The organism is Nitrosomonas ureae, from assembly GCF_900206265.1.
Classification (GTDB): Bacteria; Pseudomonadota; Gammaproteobacteria; order Burkholderiales; family Nitrosomonadaceae; genus Nitrosomonas; species Nitrosomonas ureae_C.
In genome coordinates, this window is sequence record NZ_LT907782.1 from 978886 (window position 1) to 1001366 (window position 22481).

General features: G+C 46.5%; 21 protein-coding genes. 6 read left to right on the forward strand and 15 right to left on the reverse strand.

The annotated features are described in order from the left end of the window. The 4 genes from CPG39_RS04485 to CPG39_RS14470 all read right to left on the reverse strand — a co-directional run bounded on the left by CPG39_RS04485 (nt 1) and on the right by CPG39_RS14470 (nt 4317). Nucleotides 1-1704, reverse strand: a complete 1704-nt coding sequence (locus tag CPG39_RS04485; protein WP_096292242.1) for an acetolactate synthase 3 catalytic subunit — start codon at nt 1702-1704, stop codon at nt 1-3. Nucleotides 1705-1773: 69 nt separating this feature from the next. Next, nucleotides 1774-3249 (reverse strand): metalloprotease TldD, encoded by a 1476-nt coding sequence (gene tldD, locus CPG39_RS04490; RefSeq protein ID WP_096292243.1) that lies wholly within the window; start codon nt 3247-3249, stop codon nt 1774-1776. A 79-nt stretch (nt 3250-3328) separates the two neighbouring features. Next, a complete protein-coding gene (locus tag CPG39_RS04495; protein ID WP_013648030.1) occupies nt 3329-4159 on the reverse strand; it encodes a carbon-nitrogen hydrolase family protein in 831 nt (276 codons plus the stop codon). Then, nucleotides 4156-4317: a hypothetical protein gene (locus CPG39_RS14470; protein WP_172424080.1), complete on the reverse strand. Its 162-nt coding sequence runs from the start codon at nt 4315-4317 to the stop codon at nt 4156-4158. Before CPG39_RS14470 ends, CPG39_RS04495 begins: the two co-directional genes overlap by 4 nt. Nucleotides 4318-4430: 113 nt before the next feature. Here CPG39_RS14470 and glnE point away from each other — a divergent pair, with 113 nt between their 5' ends. Continuing rightward, nucleotides 4431-7238 carry a bifunctional [glutamate--ammonia ligase]-adenylyl-L-tyrosine phosphorylase/[glutamate--ammonia-ligase] adenylyltransferase gene (glnE, locus tag CPG39_RS04500; protein WP_096292244.1) on the forward strand — a complete coding sequence of 936 codons (2808 nt, stop codon included), beginning with the start codon at nt 4431-4433 and terminating at the stop codon, nt 7236-7238. 168 nt (nt 7239-7406) lie between these two features. Then, nucleotides 7407-7859, forward strand: a complete 453-nt coding sequence (locus CPG39_RS04505; protein WP_096292245.1) for a pilin — start codon at nt 7407-7409, stop codon at nt 7857-7859. A gap of 231 nt (nt 7860-8090) precedes the next feature. Here the strand turns inward: CPG39_RS04505 and CPG39_RS04510 are convergent, their stop codons facing one another. The 6 genes from CPG39_RS04510 to CPG39_RS04535 are packed head-to-tail and all read right to left on the reverse strand — an operon-like array spanning nt 8091 to nt 13926. After that, nucleotides 8091-10472 carry a GspE/PulE family protein gene (locus tag CPG39_RS04510; protein ID WP_096292246.1) on the reverse strand — a complete coding sequence of 794 codons (2382 nt, stop codon included), beginning with the start codon at nt 10470-10472 and terminating at the stop codon, nt 8091-8093. A gap of 11 nt (nt 10473-10483) precedes the next feature. Continuing rightward, nucleotides 10484-11248 (reverse strand): 3',5'-cyclic-nucleotide phosphodiesterase, encoded by a 765-nt coding sequence (locus CPG39_RS04515; RefSeq protein WP_096292247.1) that lies wholly within the window; start codon nt 11246-11248, stop codon nt 10484-10486. A 21-nt stretch (nt 11249-11269) separates the two neighbouring features. Then, nucleotides 11270-11695 carry a universal stress protein gene (locus CPG39_RS04520; protein WP_096292248.1) on the reverse strand — a complete coding sequence of 142 codons (426 nt, stop codon included), beginning with the start codon at nt 11693-11695 and terminating at the stop codon, nt 11270-11272. A gap of 33 nt (nt 11696-11728) precedes the next feature. Next, a complete protein-coding gene (locus tag CPG39_RS04525; RefSeq protein WP_096292249.1) occupies nt 11729-12448 on the reverse strand; it encodes a TerC family protein in 720 nt (239 codons plus the stop codon). Nucleotides 12449-12491: 43 nt separating this feature from the next. Continuing rightward, nucleotides 12492-13676 carry a patatin-like phospholipase family protein gene (locus CPG39_RS04530; RefSeq protein ID WP_096292250.1) on the reverse strand — a complete coding sequence of 395 codons (1185 nt, stop codon included), beginning with the start codon at nt 13674-13676 and terminating at the stop codon, nt 12492-12494. Continuing rightward, entirely contained in the window at nt 13669-13926 is a 258-nt protein-coding gene (locus tag CPG39_RS04535; protein ID WP_096292251.1) for a hypothetical protein, read from the reverse strand. The genes CPG39_RS04530 and CPG39_RS04535 overlap by 8 nt, the downstream gene beginning before the upstream one ends. 160 nt (nt 13927-14086) lie before the next feature. Here CPG39_RS04535 and pip point away from each other — a divergent pair, with 160 nt between their 5' ends. After that, entirely contained in the window at nt 14087-15064 is a 978-nt protein-coding gene (pip, locus tag CPG39_RS04540) for a prolyl aminopeptidase (RefSeq protein WP_096292252.1), read from the forward strand. 27 nt (nt 15065-15091) lie between these two features. On the opposite strand, the gene CPG39_RS04545 is transcribed toward pip, so the two are convergent. After that, nucleotides 15092-15808 carry a phosphoadenylyl-sulfate reductase gene (locus tag CPG39_RS04545; protein WP_096292253.1) on the reverse strand — a complete coding sequence of 239 codons (717 nt, stop codon included), beginning with the start codon at nt 15806-15808 and terminating at the stop codon, nt 15092-15094. 412 nt (nt 15809-16220) lie between these two features. Between CPG39_RS04545 and CPG39_RS04550 the strand changes: the two genes are divergently transcribed. The 3 genes from CPG39_RS04550 (at nt 16221) to greB (ending at nt 18358) form a co-directional block, all read left to right on the forward strand. Further along, a complete protein-coding gene (locus CPG39_RS04550; protein ID WP_096292254.1) occupies nt 16221-16736 on the forward strand; it encodes a hypothetical protein in 516 nt (171 codons plus the stop codon). A gap of 364 nt (nt 16737-17100) precedes the next feature. Beyond that, nucleotides 17101-17637, forward strand: a complete 537-nt coding sequence (locus CPG39_RS04555) for an ATP-dependent zinc protease (RefSeq protein WP_096292255.1) — start codon at nt 17101-17103, stop codon at nt 17635-17637. Between the two features lie 172 nt (nt 17638-17809). Further along, nucleotides 17810-18358 carry a transcription elongation factor GreB gene (greB, locus tag CPG39_RS04560; RefSeq protein WP_096292256.1) on the forward strand — a complete coding sequence of 183 codons (549 nt, stop codon included), beginning with the start codon at nt 17810-17812 and terminating at the stop codon, nt 18356-18358. Between the two features lie 195 nt (nt 18359-18553). Here the strand turns inward: greB and pstB are convergent, their stop codons facing one another. From pstB to pstS, 4 genes are all read right to left on the reverse strand, one after another. Beyond that, on the reverse strand, nt 18554-19333 hold the full coding sequence (pstB, locus tag CPG39_RS04565) for a phosphate ABC transporter ATP-binding protein PstB (RefSeq protein ID WP_041363067.1): 780 nt from the start codon (nt 19331-19333) through the stop codon (nt 18554-18556). A 161-nt stretch (nt 19334-19494) separates the two neighbouring features. Then, nucleotides 19495-20340, reverse strand: coding sequence for a phosphate ABC transporter permease PstA (gene pstA / locus CPG39_RS04570; protein WP_096292257.1), 846 nt, complete (start codon nt 20338-20340; stop codon nt 19495-19497). A gap of 8 nt (nt 20341-20348) precedes the next feature. Continuing rightward, nucleotides 20349-21311 (reverse strand): phosphate ABC transporter permease subunit PstC, encoded by a 963-nt coding sequence (gene pstC / locus CPG39_RS04575; protein WP_096292258.1) that lies wholly within the window; start codon nt 21309-21311, stop codon nt 20349-20351. 48 nt (nt 21312-21359) lie between these two features. Beyond that, nucleotides 21360-22409, reverse strand: a complete 1050-nt coding sequence (gene pstS / locus CPG39_RS04580; RefSeq protein ID WP_096292259.1) for a phosphate ABC transporter substrate-binding protein PstS — start codon at nt 22407-22409, stop codon at nt 21360-21362. Between the last annotated feature and the right edge of the window lie 72 nt (nt 22410-22481).

Consider the following 22481-nt stretch of genomic DNA (forward strand, 5'->3'; position numbering starts at 1 on the left):
CTATACCAGAATCATTTCAGAGAGCCCCTTACCACCTGGCACCATGGGAAAAACATTTTCAGATTGATCCGTAATAAAATCCATAAACACTAACTGATCTTTAAGCTTAAATGACTCTTTCAAAGCATCTCCGACATCTTCCGGTTTTTCGATTTTCATTCCGATATGTCCATAACTTTCAGCCAGTTTTATAAAATCAGGCAACGCATTCATGTACGATTCTGCATATCGATTCCCGTGAAAAAATTCTTGCCACTGCCTGACCATTCCCATGTAACGATTATTCAGATTGATAATTTTCAGCGGCAATTTATATTGCTTGCAGGTCGATAACTCCTGAATGCACATCTGGATACTCGCTTCGCCGGTAACACAAGCTACTTTCCCATTCGGATTTGCCAATTGCACCCCCATTGCGGCAGGCATGCCAAATCCCATCGTACCCAGTCCACCGGAATTGATCCAACGTCGAGGTTTGTCAAATTTATAAAACTGCGCTGCCCACATTTGGTGCTGGCCGACATCTGAGGTTATAAATGCATCGCCTTTGGTAATCTCGAATAATTTCTCAATCACCATTTGTGGCTTGATAATCTTGCTCTTGCGATCAAATTTCAAGCAATCCCGCTCACGCCATAAATCAATCTGTTTCCACCATTCCTTCAGCGCAACATGATCCGGTTTATCTTTCTCAGTTTTAAGTAGCTTGATTAATTCCTTGAGCACATCCAAAACATCGCCAACAATGGGTATATCTACTCTTACGCGTTTTGAAATTGATGATGGATCAATATCAATATGAATAATTTTCCTGTTTTCGTTAAAAAAGTGCTTGGGATTACCAATGACGCGATCATCAAATCGCGCACCCACAGCTATCAGGACATCACAATATTGCATCGCCATGTTCGCTTCATAGGTACCATGCATCCCTAGCATACCCAATGATTGCTTATCAGTTGCAGGATATCCTCCCAATCCCATCAGCGTATTGGTACAAGGAAAATTCAGCATTTGCGTCATCTCGGTCAATTGCGGCGCAGCATCACTTAATATTACCCCGCCACCCGCATAAACCACTGGACGCTTGGCACTGAGAATCAGTTCGACAGCTTTTTTAATCTGCTTGGCATGCCCTTTCGTTACAGGATTATAAGAACGCATTGATACTTTGTCAGGATATACAAATTTGGTCTTTTGCTGCGAAACATCCTTCGGAATATCCACCAATACGGGGCCCGGACGACCTGTCGATGCAATGTAAAACGCTTTCTTAATCGTATGCGCCAGCTCTGTGATATCTTTCACCAGAAAATTATGTTTGACACAAGGCCGTGTAATCCCAACAGTATCCACTTCCTGAAACGCATCCAAACCAATAGCGTTAGTCGGTACCTGACCGCTGATTACTACCATCGGTATCGAATCCATATAGGCCGTGGCAATACCAGTCACTGCATTGGTTACACCGGGGCCGGAAGTCACCAGCGCAACCCCCACTTTATTGCTGGAACGTGCATAACCATCCGCCGCATGTATCGCTGCCTGCTCGTGGCGCACCAAAATATGCCGCACCTTATCCTGTTTAAACAATTCATCATAAATAAATAATACAGCCCCGCCAGGATAACCGAAAATACACTTTACACCCTCTTCCTGCAAACACCGTATGGTAATTTCAGCACCGGTCAATTCCGCACTCATGCTTTTTGCATCCCACTGTTAATTCAACAAGTTAAAAATATTTCAACAGCAAAGTTTCATATCGTGCCGTCAAACACCTGTACCACCCACTGTCAGCCCATCAATCCGTAGTGTAGGCTGTCCAACGCCCACCGGAACGCTCTGGCCTTCTTTACCACAGGTCCCCACCCCTGGGTCCAATAGCATATCATTACCAATCATCGACACTCTCGTCAGTACGTCAGGTCCATTACCGATCAGAGTTGCCCCCTTAACCGGATAGGTAATTTTTCCGTCTTCGATCATATAAGCTTCCGCAGCGGAAAAAACAAATTTTCCGCTGGTAATATCGACTTGTCCACCACCAAAATTGGCAGCATATAGACCGTGTTTCACTGAAGCTATTATTTCTGCCGGATCCTTGTCGCCATTAAGCATATACGTATTGGTCATACGTGGCATGGGGATATGTGCGAAAGATTCACGCCGACCATTGCCGGTCACCGGAGAATCCATCAATCGGGCATTCAAACTATCCTGCAGATAGCCCTTAAGTATGCCATCCTCTATCAATACAGTACATTGGGTTGGATTACCCTCATCATCAATATTTAATGATCCTCGCCTGCGTGGAATTGTTCCATCATCGACTACCGTGACTCCGGGTGCTGCGACACGCTCACCAATTCGCCCTGAGAAAGCGGAACTACCCTTGCGATTAAAATCCCCTTCCAGGCCATGGCCAATTGCTTCGTGCAGCAATATCCCAGGCCAACCACTGCCCAAGACGACCGTCATGGTGCCGGCAGGCGCCGGACGGGCGTCAAGATTGACGATTGCCTGATGCACAGCTTTTTGTGCATAGTCCTGCAAAATTTCATCGGTAAAATAAGCGTAATTGAAGCGCCCACCACCGCCAGCAACGCCTTGCTCACGACGACCATTTTCCTCGGCAATCACCTGCAAAGACAATCTGACCAGCGGTCTCACATCAGCGGCAAGCAATCCATCGCTTCGGGTTACCAATATAACCTCATATTCACCGGCGAGCGATGCGACTACTTGAGTAACCCTGCGATCAAGCTGTCGCGTATAGCGTTCAATTTTTTCCAACAACGCTACTTTTTCCGCATCCTTAAGACTTGCTATCGGATCGTCAGGCAAATACAACTGAGTTTGCCGATCCATTACGCCATTATGTTTTGCTATCTGCACGGAATGCATGGCACCCTGATCAGCAATGGCACGCGTTGCCTGCGCCGCCGAAATCAGTGCTGGCATACTGATATCATCGGAATAAGCAAAGCCGGTTTTTTCTCCGCTGATCGCACGAACTCCAACACCTTGTTCAATATTGAAGCTGCCTGACTTAACGATACCTTCTTCCAGCATCCAACCTTCCGAGCGGCTATATTGAAAGTATAAATCAGCATAATCAATCTTATGCGTGAGTATTTGACCCAACACGCGCTGCAATCCTGCAGTATCAATATCATAGGGCGTCAATAAGCAACGATCTGCAATTGCAACAAACTCTGTGGATTCTGTCATAGATTCAATGGTCATTATATTCCGTTTATGTTGCTCAATAGAGCATGCGCCAGCCGAATAAGGCTGATTCAGTACACAAAGAAAGCACTTTAATTTAACAAGGCTGTAAAGTTCGATGATCCAGCGCTGGCAAATTTGCCCGCAAACTGGTCTGGTAATCCGGATCAATTGTCGCCACTACCGCTCCAGAACCACGTGGCAAACGTTCCATCACCACCCCCCAAGGATCAACGATCATGCTATCTCCATTGGTTTCACGTCCACTCACGTGATAACCTCCCTGCCCGGGCGCAATCACATAGGCCATATTTTCAACCGCCCGTGCACGCACCAATACTTCCCAATGCGCTTTTCCGGTAATTGCGGTAAACGCCGCAGGCGCAAGGATAATATCAACATTTCTCATAAGGCGAAACAGCTCCGGGAACCGCAAATCGTAGCATATCGATAGACCGATACGTCCAAAAGGCGACTCTACAGTCACCACTTTGTCTCCGGCTTTAATGGTTTTTTCCTCGGCATAATGTTCTTGCCCCAATTGCAACCCGAACAAATGAATCTTGTCGTAACGCGCAACCTGCTCTCCACTATCCGCATAAACCAGGCAGCTATTATAAACTTTGTCTGGATCCGGTGATGCCAATGGCACCGACCCCCCCACCAACCATATTCCCAAACGTTTTGCCGTATCACTGAGAAATTTCTGGATCTGCCCATCCCCTGGCTGCTCCCGAATCGCCAACTTATCCGTATCTTTCATCCCCATGATACAAAAATACTCGGGCAATACAACCAGTTTGGCCTGTTGTGAAACGGCATCCTCTATCAGACGCGCCGCTTCTTCCAAATTCGCGGTCACGCTTGGGCCCGAGGCCATTTGAATCGCGGCCACACGGAACCCCTGGTGTTTCTCATTTTCCTTCATAGATCGTTGTTAAGCCATGTACTTTTCTGTGGTAAATCGCTTTGATTATTTGAATCCGCAGCAATATACGAAGTATCGGTAGATTGTGCTATTGGATTCTCGTTTTTATCAAGCACCTCTTCTTTTTCTTTTTTCTTAATTATTCCATATAAAATCATGGATTCATATTATTATGCAGAATTCTAGCATTTACTCTGACAACGTTGTATTTTGATTTTGCTTAACCTGGTATTAGCAGATTGGATCACAGTGAAGAATTAACCGTTCAACAATGGACACCACCGATCACTCCCCAGACGCGGCGCTAGCCGCAGCACTACCCTTCAGTCGCTATGCGCAGCGCCTGTTGGAAAGCGAACCTGCGCAAAAAAATATATTACTGAAAACCCTTCAATTTCCTCTCCAAAAAGTTGAGATGCAAACATTCCTTGCTTCTTACGCCAAACATATCACGGATGAGCAAACTTTACACAGCGTACTGCGCAACTTACGCAAACAAACCCTGCTGCGTTTATTTATTCGCGACATTAACGGCCAGGCCGATTTATATGAAGTCATGCGCTGCATGACCGAGCTTGCCGAAGTCACGATCAATTCCGCGCTTCAGTATCATGAAAACTGGATGACACAACCCGATCGCTTCGGGTTACCGCGAGGCGAACATAGTCATAGCATTCAACACCTATTAGTTGTCGCCATGGGCAAATTGGGAGGGGGCGAACTCAACGTATCCTCCGATGTTGATTTAATCTTTGTCTATCCGGAAGAGGGTGAAACCGATGGCGCCAAATCGATTTCGAACCATGAATTCTTCGCCCGCCTGGGACGCAAACTGATCGCCAGTCTGAATGATTTTACCGTAGACGGGTATGTATTCCGGGTCGACATGCGTTTGCGCCCGCATGGTGAAAACAGTCCGTTGGCCATCAGTTTCCCCATGCTGGAAGAATATTTCATTAAACAGGGAAGGGAATGGGAACGTCACGCCTGGATCAAAGGCCGGATCATTGCAGGCGATGCGGATGCCGAAACCCAATCGACCCTGATGGAAAAAATAGTCAGACCTTTTGTATTCCGCAAATATCTGGATTTTAACGCGTATGCAGCGATGCGAAGTCTACATGCGCAATTGCGCAAGGAAGTCGAGCGCCGCGAAATGCACGACAATATCAAACTGGGGCCTGGCGGCATTCGGGAAATAGAATTCATCACGCAGGTTTTCCAATTAATTCGCGGCGGCCGCGATGTCGATCTGTGCATCCGACCCACCCTCAGCGTTTTGCAACGCCTGAAAAAAAAGCAGCAACTGCCGGAGCAAGCTGTGACAGAACTCATTCAGGCTTATCACTTCCTGCGCAAACTGGAGCACCGCCTGCAATACCTGGATGATCAGCAAACGCAAACATTGCCATTGAACCCGGACGATCAGCAGTTAATCGCAAGCAGCATGGGTTTCCGGAATTATGTCGACTTTATGCACCAATTGGATATTCATCGAAGAGACGTAACGCGTCACTTTGAGCTCATTTTTGCCGCTCCCAAAAAATCGCGCACACACGACACACTGGCTTATTTGTGGCAAACCAAGGCACAAGATACCTCTCAAACCGAAGCTGCTGCATCGCAATTGAGCACAATGGGATTCACCGAGCCGGAAAAAGTATCCGAACGGCTCCGACTGTTTTATCACAGTACCTTTTATCATCAATTGCCTGAATTTAACCGTCAGCAGATCAATACCCTGGTTCCCTTGTTGATTGAAGCCGTGGCCAAGCTCCCGCCGGTTGAAATTACGCTCGAGCGCATGCTGCGGCTGCTCGAGAAGATCAGCGCGCAAACTTCTTACTTAGCACTGCTGCTGGAGCATCCTCATACCCTGCAACGGGTTGCGGAACTAGCCAGTATCAGCCAATGGGCCAGCGACTATCTGGGACGTCACCCGATTTTAATGGATGAGTTATTGCGTCACAATGTGCCGCACCCGGCGCCGGACTGGACAGCACTCAATCGCGATCTTGTATATCAATTGAATCACGTCAATAATCCCAAAAATGACGTAATCGAATGGCAAATGGATGTCTTGCGGCATTTTCAGCATGCGCAAGTGTTCCGGCTATTGGTCACCGATCTGGAAGGTTCGCTACTACTCGAAACGCTGAGCGATCATCTGACCGCATTGGCCGATTTGATTCTGGACAACATATTGAAGCTGGCCTGGGCGGGTTTAAAAAAACGCCATCGGGAGACGCCGGCATTTGCGATTATCGGCTATGGCAAATTGGGTGGGAAAGAACTGGGCTATGCTTCCGATCTTGATATGATATTTTTGTATCAGGATGATCATCCCGATGCGGCGGAAATTTATACCAAACTGGGGCAAAGCATCAATGCCTGGCTTACCCGCCACACATCGGCCGGCTTACTGTATGAAACCGATCTGCGCTTGCGCCCGAATGGTGCAACCGGTTTGCTGGTCAGCTCGATGGAAGCTTTCGCGCAATACCAGCATGAACAAGCCTGGGTATGGGAGCATCAGGCATTGACCCGAGCACGTTTCGTAGTGGGCGACCCACACGCCGGGAAAGTATTTGAAAACACCCGCAAAGAAATTCTGTGCAAAGCACGCAATGTAACCCAACTCAAACAAGAGATTCTGAAAATGCGCGAGAAAATGCGGGACGTTCATCCCAACCCCACTGCCCTGTTCGATATCAAGCATGACCGCGGCGGTATCATCGATGTTGAATTCATCGTGCAATATCTGGTTCTGGGTTATGCCTGCCAATATCCGCAACTTACTGGTAATATCGGCAACATTGCGTTATTAAAACTGGCCGGGGAACTCGGCCTGATCTCGACCAACACCGCGGAGCAAGTACGCTCGGCGTACCGGGAATTCCGCCGCATTCAACATCGCCTGAGGTTAAATGATGACGCGGACATGACCGGTAACGCGCCGAACGACGGACAAACACAGAAATTTGCCCGGGTCGACGGCAGTCATTTGAAAGACGATCGCACGGCCGTTCTGGCGTTATGGGAAGAAGTTTTTGGTCAGCAATCAAACCCACCCGGCTAAAATCGATCACACTCTTATGCACGATCCATGAATCGGAGGGTAATGGCAAACCGATACATGGATATTTATTTTGCTAGAATGATCTTAAATAAAAATTTCTGGCACGATTTCTGCTTATGAAGCATCACACACACTGTGTGCCCTAATCAACTTAAAGGAGAACAACAAATGCAACATACACAAAAAGGTTTTACATTGATTGAATTGATGATCGTTGTCGCTATTATCGGTATTCTGGCTGCAGTGGCCGTACCTGCTTATCAAACTTATACTTTAAAAGCGCGGTTTACTGAAGTCACTAATGCAACGGCTCCATTCAAAACTGCAGTTGAATTGTGTGTACAAACTGGTGCTTGTGTTGTTGCCGGCGCCATCCAAGTCCCAGCAACAGGTGCCCGTGCTAACACTGATGTACCAAATGACGCAGGCGCTTCAGGCGCGGTAACTTCTGTAGCAGTAGGAGGTAATGGATTAATTACAGCTATTCCCGTTGCTGCAAATGGAATAGCTGCGGGTGATACTTATACACTCCAACCTACTATAACTGGAACAGGTGGAGTATCATGGGTCGCTGGAGGTGGTTGTAAAACTTCAGCGTCTACTGGTGGCCCTATTTGCTAATATCCAAGCAACTTGTTAAGGCGCAATGCCCTTTAGGGATTGCGCTTTTTTCATTTCTGTCTTAGAACATCCAGCATTCCTCAAGACCCAATATCCTTTAAGAAAGGATAGGAAAACCGGCCATCCCTTCAGGTATAAAACCGCTATTTATTTTTGACTTATTTACGAGTCCAGCTTCTGCAACCCATTACGTCAAAATGTGACCATTTACGTCACATTCACTCGAATCAGTTACTTGATGCACACTATCCGCACTTGATGAATATCCGTCACGCCTTGCAAAACCTTTTCGATGCCATCCTGCTTCAGCGTGCGCATGCCTTCGCCTAACGCCGTCACCAGCATTTCAGCCACGCGCGCGCGTTCCTGGATGTTCTTCTTCAATGCATCAGTGGCGGTCATCAGTTCATGCAATCCCACCCGGCCGGAAAAACCGGTGTTATTGCACAGATCGCAACCGACCGGTTTATGCAGCATGATCCGCCCGCTTTCATCGCCGTACCGTTCGATCCATTGTTGACGGATTTCTTGCATGGCGGCTTCGGGATCGGCTTTGAAATGATCGATATTCCTGAGTTCTTCGCAGTATTCGTTTAACAGCGCATTGATTTCCCGTTCGCCGGCCACATACGATTCCTTGCATTTGCACAAGCGCTTGGTCAACCGCTGCGCCAGCACGCCCAGCAATGCATCGGAAAAATTGAACGGGTCCATCCCCATATCCAACAAACGAATCACCGATTCCGGCGCGCTGTTAGTATGCAACGTGGCTAAAACCAAGTGCCCCGTGAGCGAGGCTTCAATGCCGATGCTGGTGGTTTCCTTGTCGCGCATCTCACCCACCATGATGATATCGGGATCCGCGCGCAGGAACGAGCGCATGATCGCCGGAAAAGTCAGCCCGGCTTTGACGTTAATCTGTACCTGCCTCAAGCCTTTCTGCGTGATCTCCACCGGATCCTCCGCGGTCCAGATTTTGGTATCGTCGCGATTGAGATATTTAAGCACCGAGTGCAGCGTGGTGGTTTTACCCGAACCTGTGGGGCCGCAGACAAAAAATAACCCATAAGGTTTGCTGACAATTTTTTTCAGCTCCTCCAGGTTACGCTCGGTGAATCCCATTTTATCCAACGGGATCGGCTCTCCAGCGGCCAGAATACGCATTACTACATCTTCCACCCCACCTGCCGAAGGAATGGTCGCAACCCGCAATTCAATATCCAGTGGCGCAAATTTTCTGAATTTGATCTTGCCATCCTGAGGCCTGCGCTTCTCCGAAATATCCAGATCGCACATGATCTTGATCCGTGTCACCAGCGGATTACGATAACTGGCCGGAATCTCGATATAGGGCATCAATGAACCATCCTTGCGGAAACGGATTTTGGTTTTTTCCTTGCCCGAAAAAGGTTCGATATGAATATCGGACACCCCCATCTTGTAGGCATCGGTAATGATTTTATTCACCAGTTTGACCAGTTCATTATCCGATGCGGCTGAAGATTCCTCTATGTCGTTGGAGCTCTCCTCAACATGCTCGTCTCCAAGATTGAAAAGCATTTCATTGATATCACCGGCCCCCGCCTCGTCCTGACTGCTGCCATAAAACTGCTCTACCGTCGCCGTGAATTCACGCTTGGTAGTCACCGCATAAATAATCCTGTGCTTGGGAAAAATCGTATTTGCAATACGCTGCGATTTGATCTGCTCCGGATCGAGCGTTAAAACCACCACGCCTTCTTTGGTTTCATCAATGGGTAGCAAGGCATTACTTTCAACATAATCTTTTTTGATATTCTTCAGCAAATCCATCGGCTTGACCCGATCAGCCCGAAAAGATTCGTACTTGACGCCAAAAAACAAAGCCAGTGCCTTACCGATGAGCGGCAAGGCAATCTGAAACTCATCCGCCAGCACATCTTCTAAATCGCAGCCTTTTTTTCGTGCCGAACGTGTTGCCAGATCAAGTTCCGCGGCGGAAATCACCGCGTCGGAAATCAGATAGTCATATTTTGATTTAAGCAGGCGCACCGGTTGTTGCCGCTGATTAAACGCAATCGCCAGCGCTTGGCAGATTTCAATGGCCTTCTTCACTGTCGCAGCTGAGAAAGGCTCATTATTATTGCTGTTAATGACCTGAACCACGCCTAACAGGTCTTGGTTATTCGGATTTAAGATCGGCACCGCCAGCATTTGTTTGGTTCGATAACCGGTACGTTTGTCGACATCGTTGGAGAAAGTAAGAGCTGCATTAATTTTTTTTAACTCGGATTTATTGTAAACATCCTCAATATTGACCACTTTCTTGTGCAATCCGGCAAAACCGACAATACTTTTTTCCGTTACCGGCATTTGCAAATCCTGAAACGAATCAAGGCCTGTTTTAACCCGTGTCACAAAACATGATTTATCCACACTCAATGAATAAATCGTTAATCGTTCCGCATTAAATAGCGCACAGATATCTTTACTGACTTCCGCCATAATTTCGTCTAAATTAGTGGCAGCATTTATCTTGCCGACAACTTTACGGAAATTCGCAATCGCATCCGATCCCTCAGAGGTATGAGAGGTATCTTTCGGCTGATGAGGCGTTAATACAGTTGCATTCATGGCATCACATCCTAAAATTCAAGTAATTGATTATTTTCAAGCTGGCGAGGACGATAACTTTCCATACACTGATTGATTTCCTGCATCGTTATTTCAGCCTCGCCGGGTTTTAAATGCGTGATAAATATCTCCGCCGTTCGTTCCAGTTTCTTCAGGTCTTCTGCCAGCAAGCTGGGACAATAATGCCGGGATCTTTGAGCGATGTCCCGCTTCCGATTGCAGAAAGCCGATTCAATAATTAAATATTTCAGATTTTCAATTTTATTAACGGCTATCCATAATGCATCATTAGTCGTAGTGTCACCGGTGAATACCAGGCTGGCTTGCCCGGAATCAAGCTGATAGCCCACAGCCGGGATAGTATGATGCACAGGCAATGGGGTGATTTTTCGCTGATTGAGGCAAAGGGTTTGATCTAATGCCAGAGCCTCATAGCGCATATAAGGCATGGTGGCGACTGGGATTTTTGTAAAATCCGGCCAGAGATACCAGTTAAATAAGTGTTTTTGCAGTATATCCAGTGTCGCCGGTATGGCATGAATGATTATCGGCTGAGTACGCATGGAGCCCACGGTATCCACCAGAAAAGGAATAAAAGCCACATGATCCAAGTGTGCGTGCGTCACCAAGACATGATCAATCTTGACCATTTCTGCAATGGTCAAATTTCCCACCCCGGTTCCGGCATCAATGAGAACATCATCATCCAATAACATGGCCGTGGTATGCGCACCGCTTCCCACTCCCCCGCTACATCCGAGAACCCTGAGTTTCAATGCAGTGGCCTCAGAAAAATATTATCTAACCAGCAATACGGGAAGGTTTGACAGTTGCATCACTTTGTTCGTCACCGACCCCAGCAACATACCTTGTATGCCACCTTTACCACGCGGCCCCATAACAATCTGATCGTATTGCTTTTCGACCGCAAAACGAACAATCATTTCAGCCGGATTTCCGATAGTAATGTGGTGCTGGTAGGGAATTCCCGCTTGATCCAGTAAATCCCGCGCGGATTGCAGGCTTTTTAATCCTTCTTCCTGATGATATTGTGTGATATCCGATTGATTAATAAAGAGCGAGACATTGCCATCGAGAGGATATTGCACGTTCAATAAATGCAATTCCGGTTTTTCCTTATACCACTCCAGTAATCGAATAAATTCACTGACCGTCTTGTCGGAATTATCAGAACCATCAACAGGTAACAGGATTTTTAGCATGATCAGTCCCTTTATTTTTAATTACAGCAATCATCAGTTGGATTTTTCTTCATCAACCAAATCAATGACAGGACCAATCTTGGCCTGCTGTCGGGCAGCCAACACTTTACCCAGGATAATCACCAGCAAAGCCATTACCGGCGGCGCGATCCAATGCAAATATTTTGCCTGGGTACTGACCCAATCTTTGGTCGCCACATCGGTGACCGCCATATCGCCCGCGATCCACCCCAACAGTCCCGCACCTATCAGAATCGTCACGGGATAACGATCCATGACTCGCATCACCAGCTGACTTCCCCACACAATAATAGGCACACTGATGACCAAGCCAAAAATTACCAAGCCCATACTATCCTTAGCCGCACCCGCGATAGCGATTACATTGTCGAGACTCATCACGGCATCGGCCACAATAATCGTTTTAATTGCGCCCACTAAAGTCGTACTGGCATCAACTTCATGCACTTCTGCCGGTTCCGGTTGCAACAACTTGATACCGATCCATAGCAACAGTACCGCGCCAACAATTTTTAAATAGGGAATAGCAAGCAAACTGAGCGCAAAAAAGATCAATACCACACGTAACCCAATAGCACCGACAACACCCCACATAATGCCTAGTCTGCGTTGATGTTCCGGCAAGCGCCTGCAAGCAAGCGCGATGACAACCGCATTATCGCCTCCCAGCACGATATCAATTGCGATGATTTGCATAACAGCAATCCAGAATTGCGGACTATCAAACGCCATTTAATCTTTCCCGGTTAAAATTCAAATCAAAATCACAAAAAATTCAACCACCATTTTTCCCTGCCTGATCCTCAACACCAATAAACTTCAGCAGCTCGTTTTTCTGCTGTAAAGTATCGCTGTAACCCAATTCAATCAAATGCCGGCAAAAAGGGGCTTCAAATAACACATAGCTCAGCAAGGTCGATCCATTGGGCCCCATGGCACCAATAGCGCGATATAGAGAACGCATGATCCACGGCAGGGTATGAGCGTAGTTCTGTGCAATCTCGTTGATACCTTCGCTGGGCGCAATCATCATTGCTTCAACCGGACGCAGTGAAATATTGTTTTGTTTAAATACTTCAGAGGGAATCAACTTCAGCGTTTCATTAATGCGCAACAAGCGTTCCAGATCAACATCCAGACTGTCGACAAAAATACTGTTCAACGCATGCCCTGCAATCTGCGCAAAAGGGGGATAACTCGTAGCACTGGTACGTTTGGGTTCATCAGTCACGGGTTTACGTACACCGATAATCAACACCTTATCGGCACCCAGATGAAGCGCCGGGCTTATGGGGGCCATCTGACGCATCGAACCGTCACCGAAATATTCCCGATTTAATTTCACGGCTGGAAAAATAAAAGGTATCGACGAAGAAGCCATTAAATGCTCAACCCCGATTTCAACCGGAACCCCCAGCCGCTGCGCTCTTTTCCAAGGCAGAACTTCTCTTGCCGCTTGATAGAATGTAACCGACTGTCCCGAGGTATAGCCCCATGCGGTCAACCCCAAGGCATGTAATGAACCGGAGCGGATGCAGTGCTGGATGGTGCGAAAAGAAAAACGGCTCCTTAACAACGCTTCCAGCGGTGCATTATCTAATAAAGAAATCGGATTATGCTGACCGTATTCAGTCGAAATTAACGATAGCAAGCAGCGCAAAGTATTATGAATCACACCGACCAGATCAGAGCGGTAAATCTGATCTACGTGAAAATTTGACCAAACATCCTCTAACTGTGCCACACCTTCAGAAAAATTGTTGGCTGCAACGGCTATGCTGGCAGCATTGATAGCTCCGGCGGATGTTCCACAAATAACAGGAAACGGGTTACACGACTTATCCGGCAGTAATTCCGCAATAGCGCGCAATACCCCTACTTGATAAGCTGCACGCGCCCCTCCTCCGGTCAGTACAAGCCCAACCTTTGGTGCGCCTAGATTATGCTTTTTTTCATGCACGGACTGCAGATACTAACTTCACTCTTTCCAATGCATCCTGCAAGGTTTCTTCCGGTAAGCTATTAAGCGAACTGGATAAAATTTTCGCCGCCTGACAAGCCGATGCGGGCAACACAGCGCTATCCAATTTGGCTACAAACATGGCCGCGGCCCCTGTGGTATCCAGCAAACATTGACGCTCATTCATCAAAATCTCCATCTCTTCACGTAACATGGAAACTTCCCGTCCTTTCAGTATAGTATTGGGCATATATTATTCCTTAAAACATTGATACAGTATGCAACCTATGCAATCTTTCAAGCAATATATCAGAACCATAATTCATTTAAGCTTTAAACTCTGTGCGGTTTGTCACGCTATTCCCTCAATTTCATGACTCATTCATCAGAAATCATTTTCGTTACACATTATGGACAATCATTTAACTGCTGAATTATACCCTGAAATCGAGCCTCATGGTCAAGGAAGATTACCCTTGGATGAAATTCACACCATGTATTGGGAAGAGTCCGGAAATCCTGCCGGAATTCCCGTAATATTTCTGCACGGCGGCCCCGGAGCCGGATCAACCCCGGCGCACCGGCGTTTCTTTGATCCGGCGTATTATCGCATTGTCATTTATGATCAAAGGGGGGCTGGACGTTCCACCCCGCTCGGTGAAATTCGCGAAAATACAACCCCTCACCTGATTAACGATCTGGAATTACTCAGACAACATCTGGAAATTGATCGATGGTTGGTATTTGGAGGTTCCTGGGGCAGCACACTGGCGATTGCCTACGGCGAAGCACATCCAGAACGCTGCCTGGGCTTTATTTTGCGGGGAATTTTTCTTTGCCGCAAGCAGGAAATCGACTGGTTTCTTTACGGACTGCGCAATTTATTTCCCGAAGCTTGGCGTGTTTTGGTCGCACCGCTATCGACAGAGGAACGCAACGATATTCTTGCGGCTTACTATCAGCGTCTGATGAGTCCTGATCCAGCCATACATTTGCCTGCCGCGCGCACTTGGAGCACCTACGAAGGTTCGTGCTCCACCCTGTTGCCCAATCCCGCAACGATCAGTTATTTTGCCAGCGATACTGTCGCATTGGGTTTGGCACGCATGGAAGCACACTACTTTAGCCATAACATTTTTTTACCGGAAAACGCTTTGCTGAAAAATGTGCATAAACTGCACAACATTCCCGCCATCATTGTGCAAGGGCGCTATGATGCGGTCTGTCCAATCGTCAGCGCCGATGATCTGCATCGGGCCTGGCCACAAGCTGAATATATCATTATTGATGATGCCGGCCATTCGGCATGGGAGCCCGGCATACAATCAGCTCTGGTCACGGCCACCGATCAATTTAAGATCACAATCGAAAGTACAGATTTACCATAAAGATATAGCTGTATATCTGCTGGTGAATTAAAGATGCAAGCCACACTCGGTCTTGGGTTTTCCGGCCCAACGACCGCAACGGCCTTCACCTTTCACAGTGCAATGCGTGCAACCTATCGAGGAATACCCCTCAGCCACAAGCGGGTGGAAAGGTAATTTATGCTCAAGGATATAGGCGTCGCGTTCTTCGCGAGTCACATCAATCATCGGATTAAATTTAATAATTCCCCGCCGTTCTTCAAAAATGCTCAAACTTGCACGATGATCCGTCTGCCAGCTCATCAAACTTGACACCCAAACATGATAGTTGGGCTTGATTTCTTCCAACGGGCTAATTTTATTTATCGTACAGCAGAAATCAGGATCCACCTCATACAACTTTTCTTTCTTGCTGTACCAGTGCTGATAGGCATCCGCTCTCAGATCCTTGACTTTAAGATGATATAACCCGATCAAATAATCGCGATATAACAAGGTTTCCGGAAAATGAAAACCCGTATCTACAAAAAAAATAACCTGTTCGGGACGGATACGGGAAATAATGTGCAAGAAATAAGCAGAGGTTGCTGCAAAAGAGGAGGTCACCATCACTTTTTCAGGATGAAAATCAACATAGAGATTGCGCAGGCGTTCCTCAAAATTGAGCGAGCGGTAACGATCATTTAATTCGCTAATAGCCTGCACGCTCAGCCCGGCACTATTAGTATTATCATTTTTTTGAATTACAGCGGCTACTTCAGACATAACATTCTCTTATTAATCAATTCCACTATCACGAACTCAGACCCCCTCACCCTGGCATCGCGACACTATTCTTCGCGTAAACACACAAGCATGAAGTATCCCCCTCTTTAGCTGCAAAATACCGAGTATCCACTGGACTGTCAAACTCATTACTGATGTATCCGGAAAACGGTTTTCTGATTCAGATCACTCAACCTATTATTTAATGCCTCATTTCCACTCATTCTCACAAACTTAATGCTACTGCAATCTTGCTGACATCGGCATGTCATGGTCGCTTGCTAGCATACCCCTCGCATACATCACGCTCGTCACATACGTGATGTGTGCGAATACGAATGATGCATTATTGAACACATTCAGTGCTCGTAATGTGCTTGGCAATACTTTAAAAACACATCGGAGATTTCACATGAAAATGCAAAAAATGTCTTTATTGTCTTTAGTTGCTGCATTGTTGTTGGTTAGTTTCAATGCAATGGCCGCATGCGGGGATCAAGTTCTAACCAAATTAACCGCACCTGCCTACGCAAATCTGAATGCCATATTGACACCGGCACAAGTAACAAAATTCAAAAACAAACTGAATGGGGTTACAGGTGCGCCTACTTACAACTCACTACTTAATGAAGCTAACACAGTCGCCGCACTGATAGCGAATGGCCGTGTTCTGATCACGCTTCCCGATGGAACTGTCGTTGTTGATACTTCTAAAGGAACAAACAATACCTATGCCAATTTTCAAGCTAAAACAATCAATGAAAACCACAATTCCCGCATCGCGATCTTAGATGCACAGTTATGGGCTTGTGGCGTTGGCTTGGAAACCAAAACCAGCACATCAACAGGCGACGTGGAAGTTTACCTGGCAAAACGCCTCGGTGCTTATTTGGACAGCGCCGGAACCGTAAGACTTTCCCATAAATAATCACCGTTCTTCATTGAGCATTCAGCTCGCAAGAGTGGATTGCAATCGATTAATCCACTCTTTTCCCCACTGCAGCAGATTTTTCCCATGCAGCTTTCTCTGATAGCACAATAAAAATCAATAATTTATACCTCTTCCGGCCATGCAGATACAAATTTTGCAAATTTCTGCTTGTTAGTCAGCATGTTTGACACTTCACACAGTTTTCGGTATTTTTAAAAAAGCGCCTGCTTTTCCTGCGCGCTGCTTCATTACAATCTGCATCAATGTAGTTGCATAATTATTAAATCGTTGCTCAAAATATGAGCTCACAGTGTGCTCAAATAACAATGAACAATGAATCTTTACTAGAAATATACTTGTTATGAAATCACAAAAAACCTATCCGTTTTATTTTAATTTTCTGCTGCTGATAAGTGCAGTTCTTTTTCTGACTGCAACACCTGTTACAGCAAATAAATCCGTTTATGGCTATCTTGAACCGGTAACGCTGGCACCTGACGAGGTTACGCTGACGGCAAAGCTGGATACAGGTGCCGAAACTGCTTCAATATCCGCAACAGATATTCAGTTATATGAGAAAGAAGGTGAAGAGTATGTAAAGTTTAAAGTCTCTCATCCCGAGTTGGAACAGACACTCCACTACAATTTACCGATTGTTCGCTATTCAAAAATAAAAAGACGTGCCATTGATGGTACTCAAGCTCAAAAATATCATTCACGTCCTGTCGTAAAGATACAAATTCATTTTGATGGCAAACCCTATAACATCATGGTCAATCTGATTGATCGTTCCCGTTTCTCAACACCATTGCTGTTGGGCAGAAAGGCATTAGAGAAAGTTGATGCCATTGTTGACAGCACAGTAGCCAATACGCTCTTAGTCAAGAATAGAAGTTAACCAATACCTACATAACACCGACCTCCGGCAGGTGGTTAATGACTAAGGAACAACCGGGGGTGTTTGCAAAAATACGCACCGTTGACGAAATGGCATTCAAATCATTCAGTTGCTGAATTGATTCTATTGCAGAATAAGTTCCACTCAAAATTTATCGTGAAAATTTTTAAGTATGAGCAAGGCATTTACCAAGGAAAATGAAGGCGACGATGACCTGGACGACACACCGAAATTACCGCAGAGTTTAAAGAATTACATTACGCCAGGCGGGTATCAACGATTGAGGGATGAGTTCGATCAATTGTGGAAAGTGGATCGCCCCGAATTGGTAAAAACTATTACCTGGGCAGCTTCCAATGGGGATCGTTCAGAGAATGGTGATTACATTTATGGTAAAAAGCGCTTGCGTGAAATCGATCGCCGCTTGCGTTTCTTATCCAGGCGCCTGGATAGCGCGGAGATAGTTGATCCCTCGCAGCGTGGCGAATGCGATCAGGTTTTTTTTGGCGCTACTGTAACAGTCTGTAATGCCCAAAACGAGAAACAAACTTACAGTATCGTTGGCATGGACGAAGCAGAACCCGGGTGTGGCCGCATCAGTTGGATTTCACCTCTGGCCAAGGCGTTGCTCAAGACGCATGAAGGTGATGTGGTAACGTTGCATACTCCAGGTGGAGTGGAAGAACTGGAAGTGATTGAGGTTCATTATAAAGCGTTATGAGATATGAATGCACCCGGTTATAAATGGTACATATTGAAAGAATTGACCGCAAGCAGTAAGCATAAAAACCATACGTGTTACAGTTACTACTATCGAGAGTGCTCATCCGGATATAGAAACCAAGACACATCGAGTTAACAAGGGTAAGCCAAGTCCATTTTGGCTATATATTCTATTCAGTCTCAGCACAGCAAATCAACCAAACTTACCCGTAATGTAATCCTCGGTGGCTTTTTCTTTGGGCGTGGTAAAAATCGTATCTGTTTCACCGAATTCAACTAATTTCCCTAAATACATGTAGGCGGTAAAATCGGAAACACGTGCTGCCTGCTGCATATTATGTGTGACAATAACAATGGTGTAATCTTGCTTAAGTTGAAAAATAAGCTCTTCAATATGTGCGGTGGAAATCGGATCCAGCGCTGAAGTTGGTTCGTCGAGCAGCACTACTTCAGGTTTCACGGCAATGGTGCGGGCTATACACAAGCGTTGTTGCTGCCCGCCGGAGAGACTCATGCCGCTTTGATTCAGCTTATCCTTAACCTCTTCCCATAGCGCGGCTTTGCGTAATGCCCATTCGACCCGCTCCATTAATTCGCTACGATTTAAGCTTTCATACAACTTCACGCCAAATATCACATTATCAAAAATGGACATAGGAAAAGGTGTCGGTTTCTGAAATACCATACCCATTTTAGCGCGCAGGATATTGATATCATGTTTCTTATCCAGAATATTGACGCCATCCACCCTAATCTCGCCTCGAGCCACCTGGCTGGGGTAAAGTTGATACATGCGGTTGAGCGTACGCAATAATGTCGATTTTCCGCAACCGGAGGGACCAATAAACGCGGTAATCTTTTTCTCCAGAATATTCATGCTGACTGACTTGAGTGCATGATGCCTGCCATAGTAAAAGTTTAAATCGTTGATGGTCACTTTGGCATCAGCTTGTTTTGCTTGATTGGTATTCATCGTAGCCTTAAATTCAGACACTTCTTCCGCAATTTTCGGATGTTCGTGCGATCCCAATAATTTACTGTAGAACAATATCTGCTGGTTTCTCATATTCATTACCTGTTGTTTTATGCCTCTGTCTTTTCATCAGTAATCCGGTAATGGGCGGTAAAAATGCTTTAAGTTGACAATGTTTTCTTACGCAAGAAAAAGCGCGCAATGATATTGAGCCCCAAAACACTCAATGTAATTAGCAATGCACCCGCCCATGCCAGTTCCTGCCATGATTCATATGGACTCATGGCAAACTGGAATATCACTACCGGCAGATTCGCCATCGGCTGATTCATATCCACAGTCCAGAACTGATTATTCAGCGCTGTGAAAAGCAACGGCGCAGTTTCTCCACTGATGCGCGCAATTGCCAGCAGCACGCCGGTCAAAATACCTACCTCGGAAGCGCGCCAGGTCACCAGTGTAACCACTTTCCATGGGGGAGCGCCTAAAGCTGCGGCTGCTTCACGCAAGCTATCCGGAACAAGGCGCAACATATCCTCCGTGGTGCGCACGACAACCGGAATGACGATGATTGACAGCGCCAGAGCACCCGCCCAACCGGAAAAATGGCCAACCCTGGCCACATAGACGGTATAAACAAACAGTCCGATAACGATAGACGGGGCAGACAGCAGAATATCGTTAATAAAACGGGTCACTGAGGCTAACCAGCCGTGCTGACCAAACTCAGCCAAATAGGTGCCCGCCAGGATACCCACGGGTGTACCGATCAGAGTGGCCAGTGTTACCATCATCAGGCTACCGATAATCGCATTGAGCAATCCGCCCGCACTACCCGGTGCTGGTGTCATTTCGGTAAAAAGCGCGACACTGATGCCATCCAATCCCTTACCGATCAGGACAAACAATATCCAGAACAACCAGAACAGACCAAAGATCATAGCCAAGACAGAGAAAGTCAGATGAAGAATATTGATCATGCGTCTTCGGGTATAGATCGGAATCATACAAACCTTTACGTAGCAACACCTTCGCGTTTTTTCAGTTGTGTTAACAAGAGCTTGGAACAAGCCAATACCACAAAGGTGATAAAGAACAAAATCAAACCCAGCTCAATCAAAGCCGAGGTATACAATTCCCCGTCAGCCTCGGTGAATTCATTGGCTAACGCCGAAGCAATGCTGTTTCCGGGCATAAAAAGGGAAGCATGCAACTGATGCGCGTTACCAATCACAAACGTAACCGCCATGGTTTCACCTAATGCGCGCCCAAGCCCGAGCATAATCCCGCCGATAACCCCGCTTTTGGTGTAGGGCAAAACCACGTTCCAAATCACTTCCCAAGTCGTAGCACCAAAAGCATAGGCGGATTCCTTTAGCATGGAAGGCACTATCTCGAACACATCACGCATGACGGCAGCGATAAAAGGAATGACCATGATTGCCAGTATAATGCCGGCGGCTAACATGCCTATTCCCATAAAAGCACCTTCAAACAAAAACCCAATGCCCGGTAAATCTCCTAAAGTATTCTGCAACCAGGGCTGCACAGTACCGGCAAAAAACGGGGCAAATACAAACAAACCCCACATACCATAAATAATGCTGGGAATTCCGGCCAGGAGTTCTATCGCCGTTCCAAGCGGGCGGCGCAACCACGGGGGAGACAGTTCCGTCAGGAACAGTGCGATACCGAAGCTCACGGGAATACCGATCGACAGTGCAATGATCGCGGTAACCAAAGTACCCACAATCGGCACCAACGCGCCGAATTGCTCTGTAACCGGATTCCACTCCGAACTAATAAGGAAGTTAAAACCAAAAGTCTTAATGGTAGGCAGGCTGCCCACGACAAGCGAACCTATCAGCGCAACCAGCAGAATTAAAACAATCACGGTAAAAAACCACGTTGTTTTTTGAAATAACTGGTCCAGTAACTGCTGCCTTTTCAGCTTTGCTGTGGAAATAATTTTTGGCATGGATCGTTGTTATAGCTGTAATGACCAGACGCATGTCATTTTCATCGGCTACTCGCTAACCGTGTATATCGCGCGGCCATCCTTACCTTTGACATTGGCTTCCCAGGAGGTCTTAATCAAAGCAACCAGATTGTCGGGCAGCGGAATATAATCCAATTCCAGCGCCATATCCCTCCCATGCGCATAGGCCCACTCAAAAAACTTTAATACTTGCATCGCTTGCGCCGGCTTACTCTGGGATTTGTGCATTAGAACAAAAGTAGCGCCTGTAATCGGCCAGCTACCCGAACCGGGTTTGTTCGTAAGAATTTCGTAAAAACCGGAATCTTTATCCCAATCCGCATTGGCAGCGGAAGCCCTGAAGCTTTCTTCGGTAGGCAACACATACTGACCTGCCAAATTTTGCAGTTGCACGTAGTGCAATTTGTTTTGTTTTACATAGGCCGCTTCGATGTAACCAATCGAATTCTTGATCTGCTTCACGAAATTGGCTACGCCTTCATTGCCTTTTCCACCCGTACCTATCGGCCAGGCCACTGAAGTAGCCGCACCTACTTTAGCTTTCCATTCCGGACTCACTTTACTTAAATAATCCGTAAACAGGAAAGTAGTACCGGAGCCATCCGCACGATGGACGATCGCAATATTGCTGGCTGGCAAAACAATGCCCTCATTCAGTTCCGCAATGGATGCATCATTCCAGCGCTTGATTTTTCCCAGAAAAATATCGGCCAAAACTTTTCCGGTTAATTTAACCTGGCCTTCCTCGATTCCTTCAAGATTAATAATAGGCACGACACCGCCCAGCACCGTCGGAAATTGCGTCAAGCCATCCTTCTCCAACTCTTCTCGTGTCAGAGGCTTGTCAGATGCCCCGAAATCTACAGTCCCGGCCTTGATTTGTTTGATACCGCCACCGGAACCAATGGATTGATAATTCAACCGTATGCCTGTTTCTTTGTGATACCTGTCCGCCCACTTGGCGTAAATCGGATAAGGGAAAGTAGCGCCCGCACCGGTAATATCAGCGCCAGCAGCTAGTGTTGTGCACAATAGCGCTGCGGTAGCTGCCAATACATGAAAAAAGTGCCCTCTCATTCGAATGCTCCTGTCGCGACATAGATCCAATATAAGATGAAATTTTAATCACTGAATGTGACAGAGTGATGA

What these genes read in the sequence shown, in the direction of transcription:
- CPG39_RS04485 (WP_096292242.1), bottom strand. Translation starts at nt 1,704, where the DNA reads ATGAGTGCGGAATTGACCGGTGCTGAAATTACCATACGGTGTTTGCAG.
- tldD (WP_096292243.1), bottom strand. Translation starts at nt 3,249, where the DNA reads ATGACCATTGAATCTATGACAGAATCCACAGAGTTTGTTGCAATTGCA.
- CPG39_RS04495 (WP_013648030.1), bottom strand. Translation starts at nt 4,159, where the DNA reads ATGAAGGAAAATGAGAAACACCAGGGGTTCCGTGTGGCCGCGATTCAA.
- CPG39_RS14470 (WP_172424080.1), bottom strand. Translation starts at nt 4,317, where the DNA reads ATGATTTTATATGGAATAATTAAGAAAAAAGAAAAAGAAGAGGTGCTT.
- glnE (WP_096292244.1), top strand. Translation starts at nt 4,431, where the DNA reads ATGGACACCACCGATCACTCCCCAGACGCGGCGCTAGCCGCAGCACTA.
- CPG39_RS04505 (WP_096292245.1), top strand. Translation starts at nt 7,407, where the DNA reads ATGCAACATACACAAAAAGGTTTTACATTGATTGAATTGATGATCGTT.
- CPG39_RS04510 (WP_096292246.1), bottom strand. Translation starts at nt 10,472, where the DNA reads ATGAATGCAACTGTATTAACGCCTCATCAGCCGAAAGATACCTCTCAT.
- CPG39_RS04520 (WP_096292248.1), bottom strand. Translation starts at nt 11,695, where the DNA reads ATGCTAAAAATCCTGTTACCTGTTGATGGTTCTGATAATTCCGACAAG.
- CPG39_RS04525 (WP_096292249.1), bottom strand. Translation starts at nt 12,448, where the DNA reads ATGGCGTTTGATAGTCCGCAATTCTGGATTGCTGTTATGCAAATCATC.
- CPG39_RS04535 (WP_096292251.1), bottom strand. Translation starts at nt 13,926, where the DNA reads ATGCCCAATACTATACTGAAAGGACGGGAAGTTTCCATGTTACGTGAA.
- pip (WP_096292252.1), top strand. Translation starts at nt 14,087, where the DNA reads ATGGACAATCATTTAACTGCTGAATTATACCCTGAAATCGAGCCTCAT.
- CPG39_RS04545 (WP_096292253.1), bottom strand. Translation starts at nt 15,808, where the DNA reads ATGTCTGAAGTAGCCGCTGTAATTCAAAAAAATGATAATACTAATAGT.
- CPG39_RS04550 (WP_096292254.1), top strand. Translation starts at nt 16,221, where the DNA reads ATGAAAATGCAAAAAATGTCTTTATTGTCTTTAGTTGCTGCATTGTTG.
- CPG39_RS04555 (WP_096292255.1), top strand. Translation starts at nt 17,101, where the DNA reads ATGAAATCACAAAAAACCTATCCGTTTTATTTTAATTTTCTGCTGCTG.
- greB (WP_096292256.1), top strand. Translation starts at nt 17,810, where the DNA reads ATGAGCAAGGCATTTACCAAGGAAAATGAAGGCGACGATGACCTGGAC.
- pstB (WP_041363067.1), bottom strand. Translation starts at nt 19,333, where the DNA reads ATGAATACCAATCAAGCAAAACAAGCTGATGCCAAAGTGACCATCAAC.
- pstA (WP_096292257.1), bottom strand. Translation starts at nt 20,340, where the DNA reads ATGATTCCGATCTATACCCGAAGACGCATGATCAATATTCTTCATCTG.
- pstC (WP_096292258.1), bottom strand. Translation starts at nt 21,311, where the DNA reads ATGCCAAAAATTATTTCCACAGCAAAGCTGAAAAGGCAGCAGTTACTG.
- pstS (WP_096292259.1), bottom strand. Translation starts at nt 22,409, where the DNA reads ATGAGAGGGCACTTTTTTCATGTATTGGCAGCTACCGCAGCGCTATTG.